16 protein-coding genes and 2 pseudogenes are annotated in these 15,475 nt (G+C 67.2%); 8 read left to right on the forward strand and 10 right to left on the reverse strand.

Annotation, left to right across the window (positions count from 1 at the left end; genetic code table 11):
• Positions 1 to 175 precede the first annotated feature (175 nt).
• Positions 176 to 445, forward strand: a complete 270-nt coding sequence (locus IMW82_RS15715; protein WP_244754380.1) for a hypothetical protein — start codon at positions 176 to 178, stop codon at positions 443 to 445.
• A gap of 115 nt (positions 446 to 560) precedes the next feature.
• Positions 561 to 1,658: a phospholipase A gene (locus IMW82_RS15720; protein WP_211005240.1), complete on the forward strand. Its 1,098-nt coding sequence runs from the start codon at positions 561 to 563 to the stop codon at positions 1,656 to 1,658.
• A gap of 82 nt (positions 1,659 to 1,740) precedes the next feature.
• Here the strand turns inward: IMW82_RS15720 and IMW82_RS15725 are convergent, their stop codons facing one another.
• Together IMW82_RS15725 and IMW82_RS15730 are read right to left on the reverse strand one after the other, a co-directional pair.
• The gene (locus tag IMW82_RS15725) at positions 1,741 to 2,223 is read right to left on the reverse strand and encodes a peptidylprolyl isomerase (protein WP_211005241.1); all 483 of its coding nucleotides are present in this window, start codon (positions 2,221 to 2,223) and stop codon (positions 1,741 to 1,743) included.
• A gap of 140 nt (positions 2,224 to 2,363) precedes the next feature.
• A complete protein-coding gene (locus IMW82_RS15730) occupies positions 2,364 to 2,849 on the reverse strand; it encodes a glutathione peroxidase (RefSeq protein WP_211005242.1) in 486 nt (161 codons plus the stop codon).
• A 101-nt stretch (positions 2,850 to 2,950) separates the two neighbouring features.
• Between IMW82_RS15730 and IMW82_RS15735 the strand changes: the two are divergent.
• The 3 genes and pseudogenes from IMW82_RS15735 (at position 2,951) to IMW82_RS15745 (ending at position 5,655) form a co-directional block, all read left to right on the forward strand.
• Positions 2,951 to 3,959 (forward strand): annotated as a pseudogene (locus IMW82_RS15735) (methionine ABC transporter ATP-binding protein).
• Positions 3,956 to 4,633, forward strand: a complete 678-nt coding sequence (locus IMW82_RS15740) for a methionine ABC transporter permease (RefSeq protein WP_211005243.1) — start codon at positions 3,956 to 3,958, stop codon at positions 4,631 to 4,633. Before IMW82_RS15735 ends, IMW82_RS15740 begins: the two are co-directional and overlap by 4 nt.
• Before the next feature lie 227 nt (positions 4,634 to 4,860).
• Positions 4,861 to 5,655 carry a MetQ/NlpA family ABC transporter substrate-binding protein gene (locus IMW82_RS15745; RefSeq protein ID WP_211005244.1) on the forward strand — a complete coding sequence of 265 codons (795 nt, stop codon included), beginning with the start codon at positions 4,861 to 4,863 and terminating at the stop codon, positions 5,653 to 5,655.
• 10 nt (positions 5,656 to 5,665) lie between these two features.
• Here IMW82_RS15745 and pncB read toward each other — a convergent pair whose 3' ends face one another.
• A complete protein-coding gene (gene pncB / locus IMW82_RS15750; protein ID WP_211005245.1) occupies positions 5,666 to 6,850 on the reverse strand; it encodes a nicotinate phosphoribosyltransferase in 1,185 nt (394 codons plus the stop codon).
• Positions 6,851 to 7,181: 331 nt separating this feature from the next.
• Here pncB and IMW82_RS15755 point away from each other — a divergent pair, with 331 nt between their 5' ends.
• Positions 7,182 to 7,988 carry a cytochrome c gene (locus tag IMW82_RS15755; protein WP_211005246.1) on the forward strand — a complete coding sequence of 269 codons (807 nt, stop codon included), beginning with the start codon at positions 7,182 to 7,184 and terminating at the stop codon, positions 7,986 to 7,988.
• A gap of 11 nt (positions 7,989 to 7,999) precedes the next feature.
• Here the strand turns inward: IMW82_RS15755 and IMW82_RS15760 are convergent, their stop codons facing one another.
• The 4 genes and pseudogenes from IMW82_RS15760 to IMW82_RS15775 all read right to left on the reverse strand — a co-directional run bounded on the left by IMW82_RS15760 (position 8,000) and on the right by IMW82_RS15775 (position 10,973).
• On the reverse strand, positions 8,000 to 9,094 hold the full coding sequence (locus IMW82_RS15760; RefSeq protein ID WP_211005247.1) for an aminopeptidase: 1,095 nt from the start codon (positions 9,092 to 9,094) through the stop codon (positions 8,000 to 8,002).
• A gap of 21 nt (positions 9,095 to 9,115) precedes the next feature.
• Positions 9,116 to 9,523 carry a hypothetical protein gene (locus tag IMW82_RS15765; protein ID WP_108471159.1) on the reverse strand — a complete coding sequence of 136 codons (408 nt, stop codon included), beginning with the start codon at positions 9,521 to 9,523 and terminating at the stop codon, positions 9,116 to 9,118.
• 269 nt (positions 9,524 to 9,792) lie between these two features.
• A pseudogene (locus tag IMW82_RS15770) lies at positions 9,793 to 10,215 on the reverse strand (histone H1-like repetitive region-containing protein); the annotation flags it as partial.
• Positions 10,216 to 10,367: 152 nt separating this feature from the next.
• Positions 10,368 to 10,973 (reverse strand): rhomboid family intramembrane serine protease, encoded by a 606-nt coding sequence (locus IMW82_RS15775; RefSeq protein ID WP_108471157.1) that lies wholly within the window; start codon positions 10,971 to 10,973, stop codon positions 10,368 to 10,370.
• Between the two features lie 182 nt (positions 10,974 to 11,155).
• On the opposite strand from IMW82_RS15775, the gene IMW82_RS15780 reads away from it, so the two are divergent.
• Entirely contained in the window at positions 11,156 to 12,034 is an 879-nt protein-coding gene (locus tag IMW82_RS15780) for a PhzF family phenazine biosynthesis protein (RefSeq protein ID WP_211005248.1), read from the forward strand.
• Between the two features lie 13 nt (positions 12,035 to 12,047).
• On the opposite strand, the gene IMW82_RS15785 is transcribed toward IMW82_RS15780, so the two are convergent.
• Both IMW82_RS15785 and IMW82_RS15790 read right to left on the reverse strand, forming a co-directional pair.
• Complete coding sequence (locus tag IMW82_RS15785) at positions 12,048 to 12,932, reverse strand: NAD(P)-dependent oxidoreductase (RefSeq protein WP_211005249.1); 885 nt, start codon at positions 12,930 to 12,932, stop codon at positions 12,048 to 12,050.
• A 72-nt stretch (positions 12,933 to 13,004) separates the two neighbouring features.
• Positions 13,005 to 14,183: an NAD(P)/FAD-dependent oxidoreductase gene (locus IMW82_RS15790; protein ID WP_211005250.1), complete on the reverse strand. Its 1,179-nt coding sequence runs from the start codon at positions 14,181 to 14,183 to the stop codon at positions 13,005 to 13,007.
• 89 nt (positions 14,184 to 14,272) lie between these two features.
• Between IMW82_RS15790 and IMW82_RS15795 the strand changes: the two genes are divergently transcribed.
• Positions 14,273 to 14,755 carry a YajQ family cyclic di-GMP-binding protein gene (locus IMW82_RS15795; protein ID WP_211005251.1) on the forward strand — a complete coding sequence of 161 codons (483 nt, stop codon included), beginning with the start codon at positions 14,273 to 14,275 and terminating at the stop codon, positions 14,753 to 14,755.
• 66 nt (positions 14,756 to 14,821) lie between these two features.
• On the opposite strand, the gene IMW82_RS15800 is transcribed toward IMW82_RS15795, so the two are convergent.
• The gene (locus tag IMW82_RS15800; RefSeq protein ID WP_211005381.1) at positions 14,822 to 15,475 is read right to left on the reverse strand and encodes an NrsF family protein; all 654 of its coding nucleotides are present in this window, start codon (positions 15,473 to 15,475) and stop codon (positions 14,822 to 14,824) included.

Below are 15,475 nucleotides of genomic sequence, written 5' to 3' on the forward strand. Positions count from 1 at the left end.
CTCCGTCGTGGCGTCGAAGAAGTACAGAAGAGAAAGTCCCGCACGCCCTGGGGGGCCGGCCCAGCCGCCCCAACGCTCCGATCAGCCGGGAAGGCAGTAGCAATGATGGACGCGCGCGTGCGAGGGGTGACGGCCACCGACGCCACCGACGCCAGCGACGCCGACTACACCGGGCATGCCGGCGACAGCATCACCCACCGGCCAGTCCGACACCGCCACCATGAACACGCCGGCCGGCGAACTGGTCGTGCATTCGAGCATGCCGCCACCTCCGCCGGCCGGCCCGGCACCCGCTTTCGAGCAGTTGTCCGGCGGCGGGAAGTACATCAGCGAAGAGCAGGCTTCGGCCTATCCACTGCTCGCCAATGACTTCCTCTACGCCGACCACAACCGTGACGGCCACATCAGCAAGAGCGAGTACGAACGCTGGGTCGCCGGCAAATAAGTCCGTGTGCCGCAGACGTCGGCCGCACACGCGGCCGGCGTTTTCATGTGCAGGTCATCGTGGTCCATCGCCACTCCGCTAGACTGCTCCGCTGATCTGCCAGGAACTTTCCTTCATGAAACGTTCGACCGCGGCTGTCCTTCTGGCCTTGTTCGCCGGCACCCTGACCGCCGCCGCGCATGCACAGAACCCTGACCCCACCGACATCCGCGCCTGTACCGCGATCGAAAGCGACGCCCAGCGGCTGGCCTGCTACGACCATGCGACCGGCCGGGTCAACCTGCCGATCGCGCAGAAACGGGTGGACCAGGCCACCGCGACGCCGGGCATCTTCAGCCGCGACCGCCAGAAGGCGTCCGGCACCGGCGCGGAAACCAACCGCGAGGTGGCCGCCCCGCTGTCCCTGCTCGACAGCCGCTGGGAGCTGTCGCCGGAAAGCAAGCTCGGCACCTTCAACATCCGCGGCTACAAGCCGGTGTTCGTGCTGCCGATATTCGCTACCAGCAACCAGAACAACCGGCCACACAGCCCGAACCCGGACAACACCGTGCCGGGCCCGGGGGAGCAACTGGACAATGCCGAGATGAAGTTCCAGCTCAGCCTGAAGTCCAAGCTGTGGCAGGGCGTATTCGGCGACGCCGGCGACCTGTGGGTGGGCTATACCCAGTCCTCGCGCTGGCAGGTGTACAACGCCAAGGCGTCACGGCCGTTCCGCGAAACCAATTACGAACCCGAGGCGATGCTGGTGTTCGACACCCACTACCAGTTGCTGGGCTGGGACGGGCGGATGCTCGGCATCGGCTTCAACCACCAGTCCAACGGCCGCAGCAATCCGCTGTCGCGCAGCTGGAACCGGGTGATCGCCAACATCGGCTTCGAGCGCGACGGCTGGACCGTGATGCTGCGCCCGTGGTGGCGCGTCCCGGAGGCGCGCCGCGACGACAACAACCCCGACATCAGCAACTACATGGGCCGCGGCGAGATGCAGATCGTGCATGAATGGCGCGGCCAGGAATTCGGCATGCTGCTGCGCCATTCCCTGCGTGGCGGCAGCGACAGCCACGGCTCGGCGCGCTTCAGCTGGAGCTTCCCGGTGGCCGGCAACCTGCGCGGCTACATGGAGGTATTCAAAGGCTACGGCGAAAGCCTGATCGACTACAACCACAACGCCACCTATCTGGGGCTGGGCGTGTCGCTGCTCGACTGGTACTAGGCGGGACCGCAAAACGACGAAGGCCCGGTGCAAGCACCGGGCCTTCGCGTATCAGCGGATCGCGGCCTGGCCGCGCCGGCGCTCAGTGGTGATGACCGCCGGCACCGTGCACGTGGCCGTGCTCCAGCTCTTCCTCGGTGGCGCCGCGCACGTCGGTCACCTCGATGGCGAAGTGCAGGGTCTTGCCGGCCAGCGGGTGGTTGGCGTCGATGAAGACCACGTCGTTCTCGATCTTGGTCACGGTGACGTTGATCTGGCCTTCCGGGCCGTGGCCCTGGAACTGCATGCCGGGCTGGATGTCGTCGACGCCCTGAAACGCCGCGCGCGGCACTTCCTGCATAAGTTCGGCGTGATGGACGCCATAGCCCTCCTCCGGTGCCACGTCGGCGGTGAACTTGTCGCCGACCACGCGGCCTTCCATCTGCTTTTCCAGGCCCGGCACGATATGGCCGCTGCCATGCAGGTAGGTCAACGGCTCGCGGCCCTCGGAGCTGTCGATGACCTGGCCCGCGTCGTCGGTCAGCGTGTAATGGAAGGCGGCAACGGAGTTCTGGGCAATCTGCATGAGGTTCTCGCGAATAGGTTCAAGTCCGCCGGCCAGGTGCCGACACGAACCGCGTAGGTTACCAGAAGCGCGCAAACCGCCGGCAGGCTGCGTCGGGATTGCCGCGCCAGGCGCTGCCAGTTGCCGGCGTGGACGGCAGCTCAGCCGCCCAGCCGCGCCTGCGTGTCCTTGCCGATCTTCTCCGGCGTGTCGGTGGAGGCATAGCGCTTCACCACCTGGCCGTCCGCATCGACCAGGAACTTGGTGAAGTTCCACTTGATCGACTCGCTGCCGAGGATGCCCTTGCCTTCGCTCTTCAGCCACTTGTACAGCGGATCGGCGTGCTCGCCGTTCACCTCGAGCTTGGCGAACATCGGAAAGGTCACGTCGTACTGGGTGCTGCAGAAGGTCCGGATCTCGGCCTCGTCGCCGGGTTCCTGGTGGCCGAACTGGTCGCACGGAAAGCCCAGCACCACCAGGCCCTTGTCGCGCTGGTCCTGCCACAGTGTTTCCAGCCCCTGGTATTGCGGCGTGAAGCCGCATTTGGAGGCGACGTTGACGATCAGCAGGGTCTTGCCGCGCCATTCGGCGAGCGAACGCGGGTTGCCGTCGATATCGCGGACGGTGAAATCGTAGACGCTGGACATGGACGGGCTCCGTCTTGATGGATCAATCCAGCAGCATACGCCATCGCCGCCCCTGCCCGTGGCATAGAATGGCCCACCCGTCCGCAGGCCACTTCCCCACCGTGATCCGCTTCGTCGATGTGCACAAGTCCTACCGCGTCGACGGCAGGGACATTCCCGCGCTGCAGCCGTTCAGCCTCGACATCGCCGACGGCGAGGTGTTCGGCATCATCGGCCTGTCCGGCGCCGGCAAATCGACGCTTATACGGCTGATCAACCTGCTCGAACGACCCAGCGGCGGACGCATCTTCGTGGGCGACACCGAGATGACCGCGCTGGCCGAACCGGCGCTGCGCGCACAGCGGCGCCGGATCGGCATGATCTTCCAGCACTTCAACCTGCTCGCCTCGCAGACGGTGGCGGACAACGTGGCGTTTCCGCTGCGGCTGGCCGGCGAACGCGACGCCGGCGTGCTGCGCGCGCGTCGACGAGCTGCTGGCGCGGGTCGGCCTGACCGCGCACGCCGACAAGTACCCGTCGCAGCTTTCCGGCGGCCAGAAGCAGCGCGTCGGCATCGCCCGCGCGCTGGCCAACCGGCCGTCCCTCCTGCTGTGCGACGAGGCCACCAGCGCGCTCGACCCGCAGACCACCGCCTCGGTGCTGGAGCTGCTGGCGGAGATCAACCGCGAGCTTAAACTCACCATCGTGCTGATCACCCACGAGATGGACGTGGTGCGCCGCGTGTGCGATCGCGTGGCCGTGCTTGATGCCGGCGTAATCGTGGAGCGCGGCGCGGTAGCCGACGTGTTCCTGCATCCGCAGCACCCCACCACCAAGCGTTTCGTCAACGAGGCCTTGCCCGAGGAAGCGGCCAGTGAACTGGCGCCATTCGCCCGGGTGCCCGGGCGCATCCTGCGCCTGAGCTTCCGCGGTGATGCGACGCTGACGCCGTCGCTGAGCCAGGTGGCGCGCGAGACCGGCGTGGAGTTCAACATCCTCGCCGGCCGCATCGACCGCATCAAGGACCTGCCCTACGGCCAGCTCACCCTGGCGATGCAGGGCGAACGGGTGGACGCCGCGCTGGCCATGTTGCGCAAGGCCGGCATCGAGATCGAGGAGCTGCACCGATGAACCCGCTGCCAAGACTCTTTCCGAACATCGACGACTGGGCCGAGATCGGCCGCGCCTGCATCGACACCCTGCTGATGCTGGGCGGCTCGCTCGCCCTCACCGTGCTGATCGGCCTGCCGCTGGGCGTGCTGCTGTACCTCACCGGCAAGGGCCAGCTGCGGCCGATGCCGAAGCTCTATGCGGTGACCTCGCTGCTGGTGAACATCCTGCGCTCGGTGCCGTTCATCATCCTGATGATCGTGCTGATGCCGGTCACCTACGCCCTGGTCGGCACCAAACTGGGCATCCGCGGCGCGATCCCGCCACTGGTGATCGGCGCCGCGCCGTTCTTCGCGCGGCTGGTGGAGACCGCGCTGCGCGAGGTGCAGCAGGGCGTGATCGAGGCCAGCCAGGCGATGGGCGCCAGCCTGTGGCAGATCGTTCGCCACGTATTGCTGCCCGAAGCCCGCGGCGGCCTGTTCGCCGGCATCACGGTCACCGCGATCGCGCTGGTCGGCTACACCGCGATGGGCGGCGCGATCGGCTCCGGCGGCCTGGGCGACCTGGCCTACCGCTACGGCTACCTCAGCTACAAGTCCGATTACATGCTGGTCACCGTGGTGCTGCTGATCGTGCTGGTGCAGCTGTTGCAGATGATCGGCGACCACATCGTGATGCGTTATAAGCAACGCTGATCTGGTCATTTGCGTCTGGCGGCATCGGCGGCCTACTTTCATTGGCCACCCACGAGAGTCGCCGCCATGAATCTGCTACTCGCCGCCGTCGCCGCGATACTGGCCCTGCTCCTGCTGGCCGGCTATGCCGCACCGAAGTCGTGACGCGCCGGAAGCCTCGCGTGCCACGCGTTTGTATTTGGCAGTATAGACGGCTTATCATGGTGCATTGCACAAGTGAATCTGCCATGAGACTGCTGCTTGCTTCGCTCACCCTGACCCTGCTGTTGCTGGCCGGCTGCTCCAGCCCCGGCAAGCAGGACGACAACGTCCTCACCGTGGCCGCCACCGCCGTGCCGCACGCGGAAATCCTCAAGCAGGCCAAGCCGCTGCTGGCGAAGCAAGGCGTGGAGCTGCAGGTCAAGGTGTTCGCCGACTACGTGCAGCCGAATACCCAGGTGGCCGAGAAGGCCATCGACCTGAACTACTTCCAGACCAAGCCTTACCTGGACACGTTCAACCGCGAGCGCGGCACCCGGCTCACCATCATCACCGGCGTGCACATCGAGCCGTTCGGTGCGTACTCGCACAAATACAAGAGCATCGACCAGCTGCCCGACGGTGCCAGCGTGACGCTGCCGAACGATCCCAGCAACAACAGCCGCGCGCTGTTGCTGCTGGCGAAACACGGCCTGATCACGCTGAAGGACCCGACCGACCAGATGGCCACGCTGAAGGACATCACCGCGAACCCGAAACACCTGAAGTTCCGCGAGCTGGAAGCAGCGATGCTGCCGCGCACGCTGGACGAGGTGGACCTGGCGCTGATCAACACCAACTACGCGCTGGCCGCCGGGCTGAACCCCACCAAAGACGCGCTGCTGATCGAGGACAAGGACTCGCCCTACGTGAACTACCTGGTCGGCCGCCCCGACAACCAGAACGACCCGCGCGTGCAGAAACTGGCCAGGGTTCTGAACAGTCCCGAGATCAAGGCGTTCATCGAGCAGAAGTACCACGGCGCCGTGCTGCCGGCGTTCTGAGGATGCACGCTTACCCCTGCGTGGCAGGGATGTCGAACACCTTCCGCAGATACGCCACGTAGGCCTCGTCCTCGCACATGTTCTTGCCCGGCGAATCGCTGAGCTTGGCCACCGGCTGGTCGTTGCAGCGGATCATCTTGATCACGATGTTGAGAGGCGCGGGCCCCACATCGTTGGTGAGGTTGGTGCCCACGCCGAACGCGAGCTGGCAGCGGCCGCGGAAGTGCGCATACAGCTGCATCACCCGCGGGATGTCCAGACCGTCGCTGAACACCAGTACCTTGCTGCGCGGATCGACGCGGTTCGCGCCGTAATGTGCCAGCACCTTCTCGCCCCAGGCGAACGGGTCGCCGGAATCGTGGCGGGTGCCGTCGAACAGCTTGCAGAAGTACATGTCGAAATCGCGCAGGAACGCCTCCAGCCCGTACACGTCCGACAGCGCGATGCCGAGGTCGCCGCGATATTCCTTCGCCCACGCCTCCAGCGCGGCCACCTGCGAGTCGCGCAGGCGCGGTCCCAGCGCCTGGTGCGCCTGCAGGTATTCGTGCGCCAGCGTACCCAGTGGGGTCAGGTCGAGCTTGCGCGCCAGCCACACGTTGCTGGTGCCGGCCAGTTGCTCGCCCAGCCCCTCGCGCAGCAGGGTCACCACCTTTTCCTGCCATACCCGCGAGTAGCGCCGGCGCGTGCCGTAGTCGGCGATCTTGCAGCCGGCGTAGTCCGGCGTGTCACGCAGCAGTTCGATCTTCGCCAGCAGCCGCCGGCGCCCCTCGGCAAGGTCGAGGCCACCGCTGGTGTTGCGGAAGTACACCTCGTTGATGATCGCCAGCAGCGGCACCTCGAACAGGATGGTGTGCAGCCACGGCCCGCAGATGCGGATCTCGATCTCGCCGTTGCCTGCCGCGGCCGGTGCGATCTCCACGTACTTCTCGTTGAGCTGGAACAGCCCCAGGAAATCCACGAAATCGCTCTTGATGAAGCGCCACGTGCGCAGGTAGTCGAGCTCGTCCGGCGCGAAGCGCAGCTGGCACAGGGCTTTCAGCTCGGTGCGGATCTCGTCGATGTACGGCACCAGGTCGATGCCGGGCGTGCGGCACTTGAAGCGGTACTCGACCTGGGCGGCCGGGTACTGATGCAGCACCACCTGCATCATCGAGAACTTGTACAGGTCGGTGTCGAGCAGCGAATCGATGATCATCGGGAGCCGGGGAATGGAGCGGTATGGCCATTATCCACGCGAACCGCGCCGCTTGTTCCGCACAAAAAAAACCCCATCAGCCAGGGGAGGACTGATGGGGTTTGTCAGGCAGCATCCAGGGGAGGAAATGCCGGCCCCTCAGTGACGCGATGCATTGCGCCACTTCCTGTCGCCATCACGGCGATACACGTGCTTAGTGTGGCCGGCAGCAGATGAGTTCAACCTGTATGACGATGTTTGTTCAGCTTTCCGACAGGCTGGCCGCCACGGACGGACGCGACGATTCACGCATCCGCCGTCTACAATTTCTTTACCTCAGCAGGGATCGACCATGAAGCTGCTCGCCGCGTACCTGCTTGCACTGTGTCTGACCCTGCCCGCGACGGCCGCCGAGCTGAAGGTGGATCTCGGTCACGGCGTCGTCACCTACCACAGCGAAACCCTGCTCAAGCGTGGCGACGCGCGAACCATCAGCGTGCCCGGCGACGTGGCGTTCCGGCGCACGATGCACTTCCGCGCGGTGCCGCTGGCCGCGCTGCTCGAAGGCATCCATCCCGGCGATCACCTGCAGTTCGTCGCCGGCGATGGCTTTGCCGCCGAGATACCCGCCGCGCTGCTGCTGAACACGCAAGGCAGCGAAGCCTGGCTGGCGATCGAGGAGGCAGCGCGGCCGTGGCCTGCCTTGCCCGGGCATGGCCGCGCCGGGCCGTTCTATGTGGTGTGGACGCGGCCGCAGGCCGCCGGCGTCGGCCCGGAACAGTGGCCGTACCAGCTGGCCAGCATCCGCAAGCTGGCCGACGTGGCCGAACGCTTCCCGGCGATCCTGCCCGCTTCCTCGCTGCCGCCGGACAGCGAAGTGCGGCGGGGTTTCGCGGTATTCCAGCGCACCTGCTTCGCCTGCCACACGCTCAACGGCCAGGGCGACGCACGGCTCGGCCCCGACCTGAACCTCCCGCACAATCCCACCGAATACCTGCGCGCCGACCTGCTGCGCGCGTTCATCCGCAACCCGCAGTCGTTGCGGCGATGGCCGCAGGCGAAGATGCAGGGGTTCGACACGCACGCGCTGTCCGACGCCGACCTCGACGCCGTGCTGGCCTACCTGCGGCACATGGCGGGGCGCAAGAGCGGCGGTTGAGGGTAGCCCGCTCACGGCCCAGCCGGCGCTTCGGCCTGCCGTGCACCGGCCAACGCCTGCAGCGCCTGCTCGCGCTGCGCCTCCGGCTCGCGCGCCAGTTCGCGCACGCTGGCATAGAACGCCGGCCAGTGGCGCCCAGCTCGCTGGAACAGCACGGCGAATGCCGGCGTCCACCGCTCGTACAGGCCGAACGGCAGCAGCCGCGCATTGTTGATCGGCTGTGCCACCCAGGCGTCGTGGCGGTGGTCGCCCGGCCAGTCGCGCTCGCGCCACTGCGCATAGCGGACGCGGAACGCCGCGATCTCGCCCTGCTTGCCCGCCTCCATCGCCGCTGCGTCGGCGCCGCTGGCATACAGGCTCGCCAGGCGCGTACGCAGGTCCAGCACCAGGCGGGTGAAGCCCTCGTCCATTGCCCGCGCACGCCCGTCCGGCGGCGGCAGGCCACGCGACTGGCGCCATTCGCGCAGGCCCTCGGTCTGCACGAAGGTCGCGAAGGATTCATTGAACGCGGTGTCGCCCTTCACGTATATCCGCTGGTGCGCCAGCTCGTGGAAGATCGTGCCGTCCAGTTCGTCGTCATCCCAGCGCAGCATGCTCGACAGGATCGGATCGGCGAACCAGCCCAGCGTGGAATACGCCGGCACGCCGCCGATCCAGACATCATCGCCACGCGCGCGCAGCCGCGCCGCATCGGCCTCCGCATCGGCTTCCCTGAACCAGCCGCGATAGGCGACGCAGCCGCTGACCGGGAAGCACTGCGGCACGGCCTGCACCGAGTAGCGCGGCGTGGCGAATACGTTCCACACCACGTAGGGCCGATCCAGCGCGACATAACCGGTGTAGCTGCGGTTGTCCGGCAGGGCCAGCTGCTGCGAGGCGAAGCGGCGTGCCCGCTGCGCCTGCTGCAGCCGCGCGGCGAGTTGCGGGTCGGTGGCCGGATCGCGCAGCAGCTGGCTTATCGCACGCCGGTGCACGACCAGCTCGCCCTGCCCGTGCACTGCCTGCGCGTAGTAGCGCAGGCTGCCGCAGGCACCCAGCAAAAGGCCCACCGCCGCGACGGCGATGAGCCTAGGAATGCGTATGCGTGGCGGCACGAATCCGGGCATCCCCCGATGGTGCCTCAAGCCTCAGCGGCGATCGTCGCGATCATCACGGTCGCGGTGGCCACCACGCCGCTGCCGGTTGCCGTCACGATAATCACCGTGGCCGTCGCGATGGCCCTGCCACTGGCCGGCATGGCCGCGATAATCGCGATGGTCGCGGTAGCGATAGTCGTCGTGCCGGTAGCGCGAGCCGCCGTACCACGTGCTGCTGACGCCCACGCTCACGCCAGGTGCATAGCAGCAGCCGTAGTAACCGCCGTAATAGCCGTCGTAGTAACCCGGCGCCACGTAGTAGGCGTTGCCGCCGTCGCCATAGTAGGCATCGCCGCTGTAGCCGGAGCCACGTACATAGCTGTAGCCCGGATCGTAATAACAGCCTGACAGCATCGCGGCAGCGACGATCAGGACAACAATGGCCAGCAGGCGTTTCATGATCCGTCCCCGAGTGGGAGTAGCAGTTTCACGTTAGGCCGGGTTGCTTGAACACGCACTGAGTTTCGCCGCGCCGCCTACCGGCGTTTAGCCGCCAGCCATGTATTGCCGTCCTGCCTGGCTTCGCATCGTGGAAGCGGCCACTGGAGCGGCGGCGATCAGCCCTTGCGTCGGCCCTGCTCGCTTCGCTGGATGCCGGTACGCATGCCGCCGGCGTTGCCCGATCCCGACCGAGTCAGGCTGGGCATCCGGCCGACCTGATTTCCGCCTCACCCGCCCCGCTTGGCTTCCAGCAGGGCCTGGATCTTCGCCACGGCGTCTTCCTGGCTGAGGTACCGGGTCGGCACCGGCTCCGGTGGACGTTCGCGTGAGGCCGGTTTTTTCGCAGCAACGACGGAGGGGGCCACGGACCGGACCGCCGGCTGCTTGGTGACCGGCTTTCCCGCTGCGACCTGCCTGACCGGGGCCTGTTTCGCCACCGGTTTTTTCGCGATCACCTTCTTCGCGGCAACCTTACCCGTCGCAGCCTTCTTCGCCACCGGCTTCTTCGTTGCCTTCTTCACCGTCAGCTTGCCGGCCGCGGGTTTCCGCATCGCCGTTTTCCTTGTCGCGACCTTCTTCGCGGCAACCTTCTTCACCGCCGCCTTGCGCGGGGTGGACTTCTTCGCAGCCGTTTTCGCGGCGGGCGTCTTGCTGGCGGTGGCTTTCTTTGCCGCGGATGTCCTCGCGGCCGACTTGCGGGGCATGGCCATGCGTGCTTTCTCCTGCGGTGAGCGGTGAAACCATGACCAGTATGCACGCCCCGGCCGTGGCAGGCATTACACAGCGCAGGAAACGTGCATCATCAGAAGCTGGGCCGCATCAGCGCATCGAGGAAATGCGGCAGCACCCGCGGCTCCACCAGCAGGGTGAAGACCACGCCATATGCCGCACCCCACAGGTGCGCGCTGTGGTTGACGTTGCCCTGCCCGCGCCGGTCCATGTAGATCGAATAACCGGTGTACAGCACCGCGTAGACAATCGCCGGCATCGGGATTACCAGCACGATGATGCGCGACCATGGCGCCAGCAGGATGAAGGCGAACAGCACCGCCGACACCGCGCCAGACGCGCCAAGGCTGCGGTAGTTCGGGTTGTTGCGGTTCTTCAGGTAGGTCGGCAGGATCGAGACCACCAGGCCGCCGATGTAGAACAGCGCGAAGCCGAACGGACCCAGCCGCGAGGCGAAGAAGCCTTCCATCACCCGGCCGAAGAAGAATAGCGTGACCATGTTGAACAGCAGGTGGCCGAAGTCCGCATGCACCAGGCCATAGGTCACCAGGCGATGGTATTCGCGCTGGCGGGCGATCGCCGGCGGCCACAGGATCAGGTCGTTCAGCAGGCGGCCATTCTTGAGCGCCATGAACGAGACAATACAAGTGATGGCGATGATGGCCAGGGTGATCAGCATGGGCGGTTCCACGTCCGGCAACAAAAGCACACATCTTGGGGCCGCTGCCGCGACTTGTCGACTTTCTTTCCGGCTCATGCACCTTCCGTCACGCCATATTCCGAAAGATCACTGCCGGCAGCCGTGGCAGGCAGCTATCATTCGCCGCCTTACGCGGCCACGACGGTCGCCCGACGCATGCCATGACTTCGCTTCGCTACCTGCACCTGGACGTCTTCCCCGCCACTCAGGGCGGTGGCAACCACCTCGGCGTGGTGCTCGGCGCGGATGACTGGGACACCGAGGCGATGCAGCGCTTCGCGCGCTGGACGGCGCTGGTCGAGACCACCTTCCTGCTGCCGCCAACCGACCCGAAAGCCAGTTACCGCGTGCGCATCTTCACCCCGCACAAGGAAATCCCGTTCGCCGGCCACCCCAGCATCGGCAGCGCGCATGCGGTGCTCGAATGCGGCCTGGCGAAACCGCGTGACGGCCTGCTGTGGCAGGAATGCGGCGCCGGCGTGCTGCCGATCCGCGTCGAGGGCAGCGGCGCCGGGCGCGAGCTGCTGCTGCAATCACCCGGTGAACGCGTACTGGACACCGGTCGCGACGCCCACCCGCTGTTGGCGGCCACGCTGGCCGGCATCGAGTTGGGCGTGCTGCCGCCGGCGCTGGTCGACGGCGGCCGCCGCTGGTGGCTGGCCGAAGTGGCGGACGAAGCCAGCCTGCGTGCGTGGCAGCCCGACCACGCGGCGATCGCCGCATTGGCCAGGGCCAGCGACAGCATGGGGCTGTGCGCGTTCGCGAGAAGCAGCCACCCCGACTACCGGCTGGTGGTGCGCGCGTTTCCGTCCGGTGTCGGCATCGTCGAGGACCCCGCTTCCGGCGCCGCCAACGGACTGATCGCCGCGTATATCGTGCACGCCGAACCGCACGGCGCGCTGGCCCGCGGCTACAAGGTCAGCCAGGGTCGCGAGATCTGCCACGACGCGCAACTGATCGTGCACATCGACGGCAACGCGATCTGGGTCGGCGGACGCAGCCACACGGTGATCGACGGCGCACTGGCGTGGACGCCGTAACGCGCCGCACCGGCTAGCCACGCTCGTCCAGATGCGCCCGGCGCGCGGCGACCAGCGCCAGCGCCGACCAGTCCAGCTCCGCATCGCCGGCGGCCAGCGCCTCCAGCATGGCGTCGCGCAGCACGCCGGCGAACGGCAGCGGCACGCACTGCGCCTCCCCCGCGGCCAGCGCCAGCCCCACGTCCTTGCAGCCTAGCGGCAAGGCGAACCCGGCCGGCTTGAAGCGCTGCTCGGCGATCAACTTGCCGTAGCCCTGATAGGCGGGCGCGGCGAACAGGGTATTGGTCATCACGTCGAGAAAGTCCGCCGCGCTGACGCCGTGGGCGCGGGTCAGCGCGGTGGCTTCAGCCATGCTTTCGATCGCCGCCGCCAGCATGAAGTTGCCGGCGATCTTCGCCACGTTCGCGCGCTCCGGCGCCTCGCCCAACGGCCACAGCCTGCTGCCCATCGCCTCCAGCAGCGGCCACACGCGTTCGATGGCAGCGGGCTTGCCGGCCACCAGGATGTTGAGCTTCGCCGCGGCGGCCATGTCCGGACGGCCAAACACCGGCGCGGCGACGTACTCCAGCCCGCGCTTCGCGTGTTCCGCGGCCAGCTCCCGCGCCAGCGCCACCGAGATGGTGGCATGGTTGACGTGCACGGTGCCGCGATCCATCGCATCGAGCAGGCCGCCGTCGAGGAACACCTCGCGCACCGCCTGGTCGTTCGCCAGCATGCTGCACAGCACCTCACCCTGCGCGGCGCGGTCGGCGCTGCGCGCGACCCGGGCGCCCAGCGAGGCCAGCGGCTCGGTGGCCGCGACGGAACGGTTCCACACCGTCAGCGTTTGGCCGGCCGCCAGCAGGTTGCTGGCCATCGCGCTGCCCATCGCACCGAGACCGATGAATCCGACTTTCATGCAGGTGTCCTCATGCCGAAACCGGCACCCAGTGAAACACGCGCAATATTCAATCCGCGCGAAATCCGCCTGTCACGCCACTTCCCCCGCCGCCTGCCCCGAAGCCCACGCCCACTGGAAGTTGTAGCCGCCGAGCCAGCCGGTGACGTCGACCACCTCGCCGATGAAGTACAGGCCGGGCACGAGTTTCGATTGCATGGTGCTGGAGGAGAGTCCGTCGGTATCGACACCGCCCAGGGTGACTTCGGCGGTACGGTAGCCTTCGGTACCGCTGGCGGTGATCGGCCAGGTGTTGAGTTGCACGCCGATCTGCACCAGCTCCGCATCGCGGTACTGGCGCATCGGGCGGTTGCCGAGCCACTGCTCGCACAGCCGCTGCGCGAGGCGCTTCGGCAGCACCTCGCCGAGCACGGTCTTCAGTTCCGCCAGCGGTCGCGCCGCGCGTTGTTCGACCAGGTACGCACCGATGTCGAGGTCCGGCAGCAGGTCGATGCGCAGGTCGTCGCCCGGCTGCCAGTATGAGGAAATCTGCAGGATCGCCGGGCCGCTGATCCCGCGATGGGTGAACAGCAGGCCGGCGCGAAAACCCTGCTTGCCGACCCGCGTCTCCACCACGGGCAGCGCCACGCCGGCGAGGTCCTGGTAGTGCTCCTGGTGCTTGCCGCTCAGGGTCAGCGGCACCAGGCCCGCGCGCGTGGGCAGCACGGCGTGGCCGAACTGCCGCGCCAGTTCGTAGCCGAAGCCGCTGGCGCCCATGCTGGGAATCGACAGGCCGCCGCTGGCGACCACCAGCGATTCAGCGTGCACTTCGCCGCGCGCGGTGTGCACGGTGAAGCCTTCCGGCGTCTTGCGCGCGCGCTGCACGCCACAGCTCGCCTCCACCGTGACGCCGGCGGCGGCACATTCGTCCAGCAGCATGCGCACGATCTGCTTCGAGGAGTCGTCACAGAACAGCTGGCCCAGTTCCTTCTCGTGGTAGGCGATGCGGTGCTTCTCGACCAGCGCGATGAAATCCCACGGCGTGTAGCGCGCCAGCGCGGACTTGGCAAAATGCGGGTTGGCCGAGAGGTAGTTCGCCGGCGTCGCGCCCATGTTGGTGAAATTGCAACGCCCGCCGCCGGACATCAGGATCTTCTTGCCGACCTTGTTGGCGTGGTCGACCACCAGCACGCGGCGGCCACGCTGGCCGGCGGCGATCGCGCACATCAGGCCCGCGGCGCCGGCGCCGATGATCAACACGTCCACTTTCACGAACCGGCATCCTCGCGCCGCCACAGGTCGCGCATTATCGCCTAGCCGCATCGCTTACACTTTGCCCCTGTTCCCAGCGAGCCGCCGCCATGCCTTCCTTTGACGTGATCTCCGAAGTCGACAAGCACGAACTGACCAATGCGATCGACCAGGCCAACCGCGAACTGGCCACGCGCTTCGACTTCAAGGGCGTGGACGCGAAATACGTGCTGGACGATGGCGTGATCACCCAGAGCGCACCCAGCGAATTCCAGCTGCAGCAAATGCTGGACATCCTGCGCGGCCGGCTGACCGCGCGGAAGATCGACATCCGCGCGCTCGATGCGGGCGATCCGGAAAGTAACCTGGGCGGCTCGCGCCAGAAGATCACCGTGAAGCAGGGCATCGAGCAGCCGATCGCCAAGAAACTGGTGGCCGAACTGAAGGCGGCCAAGCTCAAGGTCGAGGCGCAGATCAACGGCGACAAGCTACGCGTCAGCGGCAAGAAGCGCGACGACCTGCAGGCGGCAATGGCGGTGTTGCGCAAGTCGGACGTCGAACTGCCGCTGCAGTTCGACAACTTCCGCGACTGAGCCGCGTTTCACCCCGCCACGGCAACTGCGTGGCGACCTCTCACCGGAACGACGTAGGGCGCGACCTCAGGCTTTCGACAACAGCCGCCCGCCCATCGCGGCATTGACACCCACCACCGCGACGACGGCCAGCGCATGCGTCAGTAGATCGGTGGCGGCCGAATCGTAGGCGTGGCAGATCTCCAGCAGGCTGGCCGAGGCGGCCGCGCTGGCCAGCCCGATCAGCACGGCGGTAAGCACCGGCCGCAGCGGGCAGGCGCGGCGCAGCAGCAGGATCAGCAGCGCGGACAGCGGCACCGAGAAGCCGATGATGAAGAGCAGGCAGTCGGCGGTCTGATGCATGCCGGCAAGCTGCGTCCCCGGCGCGATCCACGTGCGCAGGCAGCCGAGGCCACTGGCACCGATCCACAGCAAGGCGCCGGGCAACGGCAGCCATGCCCACGCCGCCCGCCGCCCCGGTACGCCCAGCGCGAACGCGGCCCACGCCGCGCTGATCGTGGTGATCACTGCGCCGATGCCGGCCCAGGCCAGGTCCGGCGTGGCGGCCCAGCGCCGCAGCATCGGGTCCGCGCCGTAATGCAGCAGCAGCCCGACCGCCAGCGCCAGCACCAGCAGCAGCCAGCCGGCGGTGCGCAGCCATGGCGGCAGCAGACGCCGCACCGGCACCAGATCGGTGCCCAGGCGGTCGATCAAGGCCTCATGGGATTGCGGGTCGGACAT

The organism is Rhodanobacter sp. B2A1Ga4, assembly GCF_018101315.1.
In the GTDB taxonomy this organism is placed as follows: Bacteria; Pseudomonadota; Gammaproteobacteria; order Xanthomonadales; family Rhodanobacteraceae; genus Rhodanobacter; species Rhodanobacter thiooxydans_A.

What these genes read in the sequence shown, in the direction of transcription:
- IMW82_RS15715 (WP_244754380.1), top strand. Translation starts at nt 176, where the DNA reads ATGCCGGCGACAGCATCACCCACCGGCCAGTCCGACACCGCCACCATG.
- IMW82_RS15720 (WP_211005240.1), top strand. Translation starts at nt 561, where the DNA reads ATGAAACGTTCGACCGCGGCTGTCCTTCTGGCCTTGTTCGCCGGCACC.
- IMW82_RS15725 (WP_211005241.1), bottom strand. Translation starts at nt 2,223, where the DNA reads ATGCAGATTGCCCAGAACTCCGTTGCCGCCTTCCATTACACGCTGACC.
- IMW82_RS15730 (WP_211005242.1), bottom strand. Translation starts at nt 2,849, where the DNA reads ATGTCCAGCGTCTACGATTTCACCGTCCGCGATATCGACGGCAACCCG.
- IMW82_RS15740 (WP_211005243.1), top strand. Translation starts at nt 3,956, where the DNA reads ATGAACCCGCTGCCAAGACTCTTTCCGAACATCGACGACTGGGCCGAG.
- IMW82_RS15745 (WP_211005244.1), top strand. Translation starts at nt 4,861, where the DNA reads ATGAGACTGCTGCTTGCTTCGCTCACCCTGACCCTGCTGTTGCTGGCC.
- pncB (WP_211005245.1), bottom strand. Translation starts at nt 6,850, where the DNA reads ATGATCATCGATTCGCTGCTCGACACCGACCTGTACAAGTTCTCGATG.
- IMW82_RS15755 (WP_211005246.1), top strand. Translation starts at nt 7,182, where the DNA reads ATGAAGCTGCTCGCCGCGTACCTGCTTGCACTGTGTCTGACCCTGCCC.
- IMW82_RS15760 (WP_211005247.1), bottom strand. Translation starts at nt 9,094, where the DNA reads ATGCCCGGATTCGTGCCGCCACGCATACGCATTCCTAGGCTCATCGCC.
- IMW82_RS15765 (WP_108471159.1), bottom strand. Translation starts at nt 9,523, where the DNA reads ATGAAACGCCTGCTGGCCATTGTTGTCCTGATCGTCGCTGCCGCGATG.
- IMW82_RS15775 (WP_108471157.1), bottom strand. Translation starts at nt 10,973, where the DNA reads ATGCTGATCACCCTGGCCATCATCGCCATCACTTGTATTGTCTCGTTC.
- IMW82_RS15780 (WP_211005248.1), top strand. Translation starts at nt 11,156, where the DNA reads ATGACTTCGCTTCGCTACCTGCACCTGGACGTCTTCCCCGCCACTCAG.
- IMW82_RS15785 (WP_211005249.1), bottom strand. Translation starts at nt 12,932, where the DNA reads ATGAAAGTCGGATTCATCGGTCTCGGTGCGATGGGCAGCGCGATGGCC.
- IMW82_RS15795 (WP_211005251.1), top strand. Translation starts at nt 14,273, where the DNA reads ATGCCTTCCTTTGACGTGATCTCCGAAGTCGACAAGCACGAACTGACC.
- IMW82_RS15800 (WP_211005381.1), bottom strand. Translation starts at nt 15,475, where the DNA reads ATGTCCGACCCGCAATCCCATGAGGCCTTGATCGACCGCCTGGGCACC.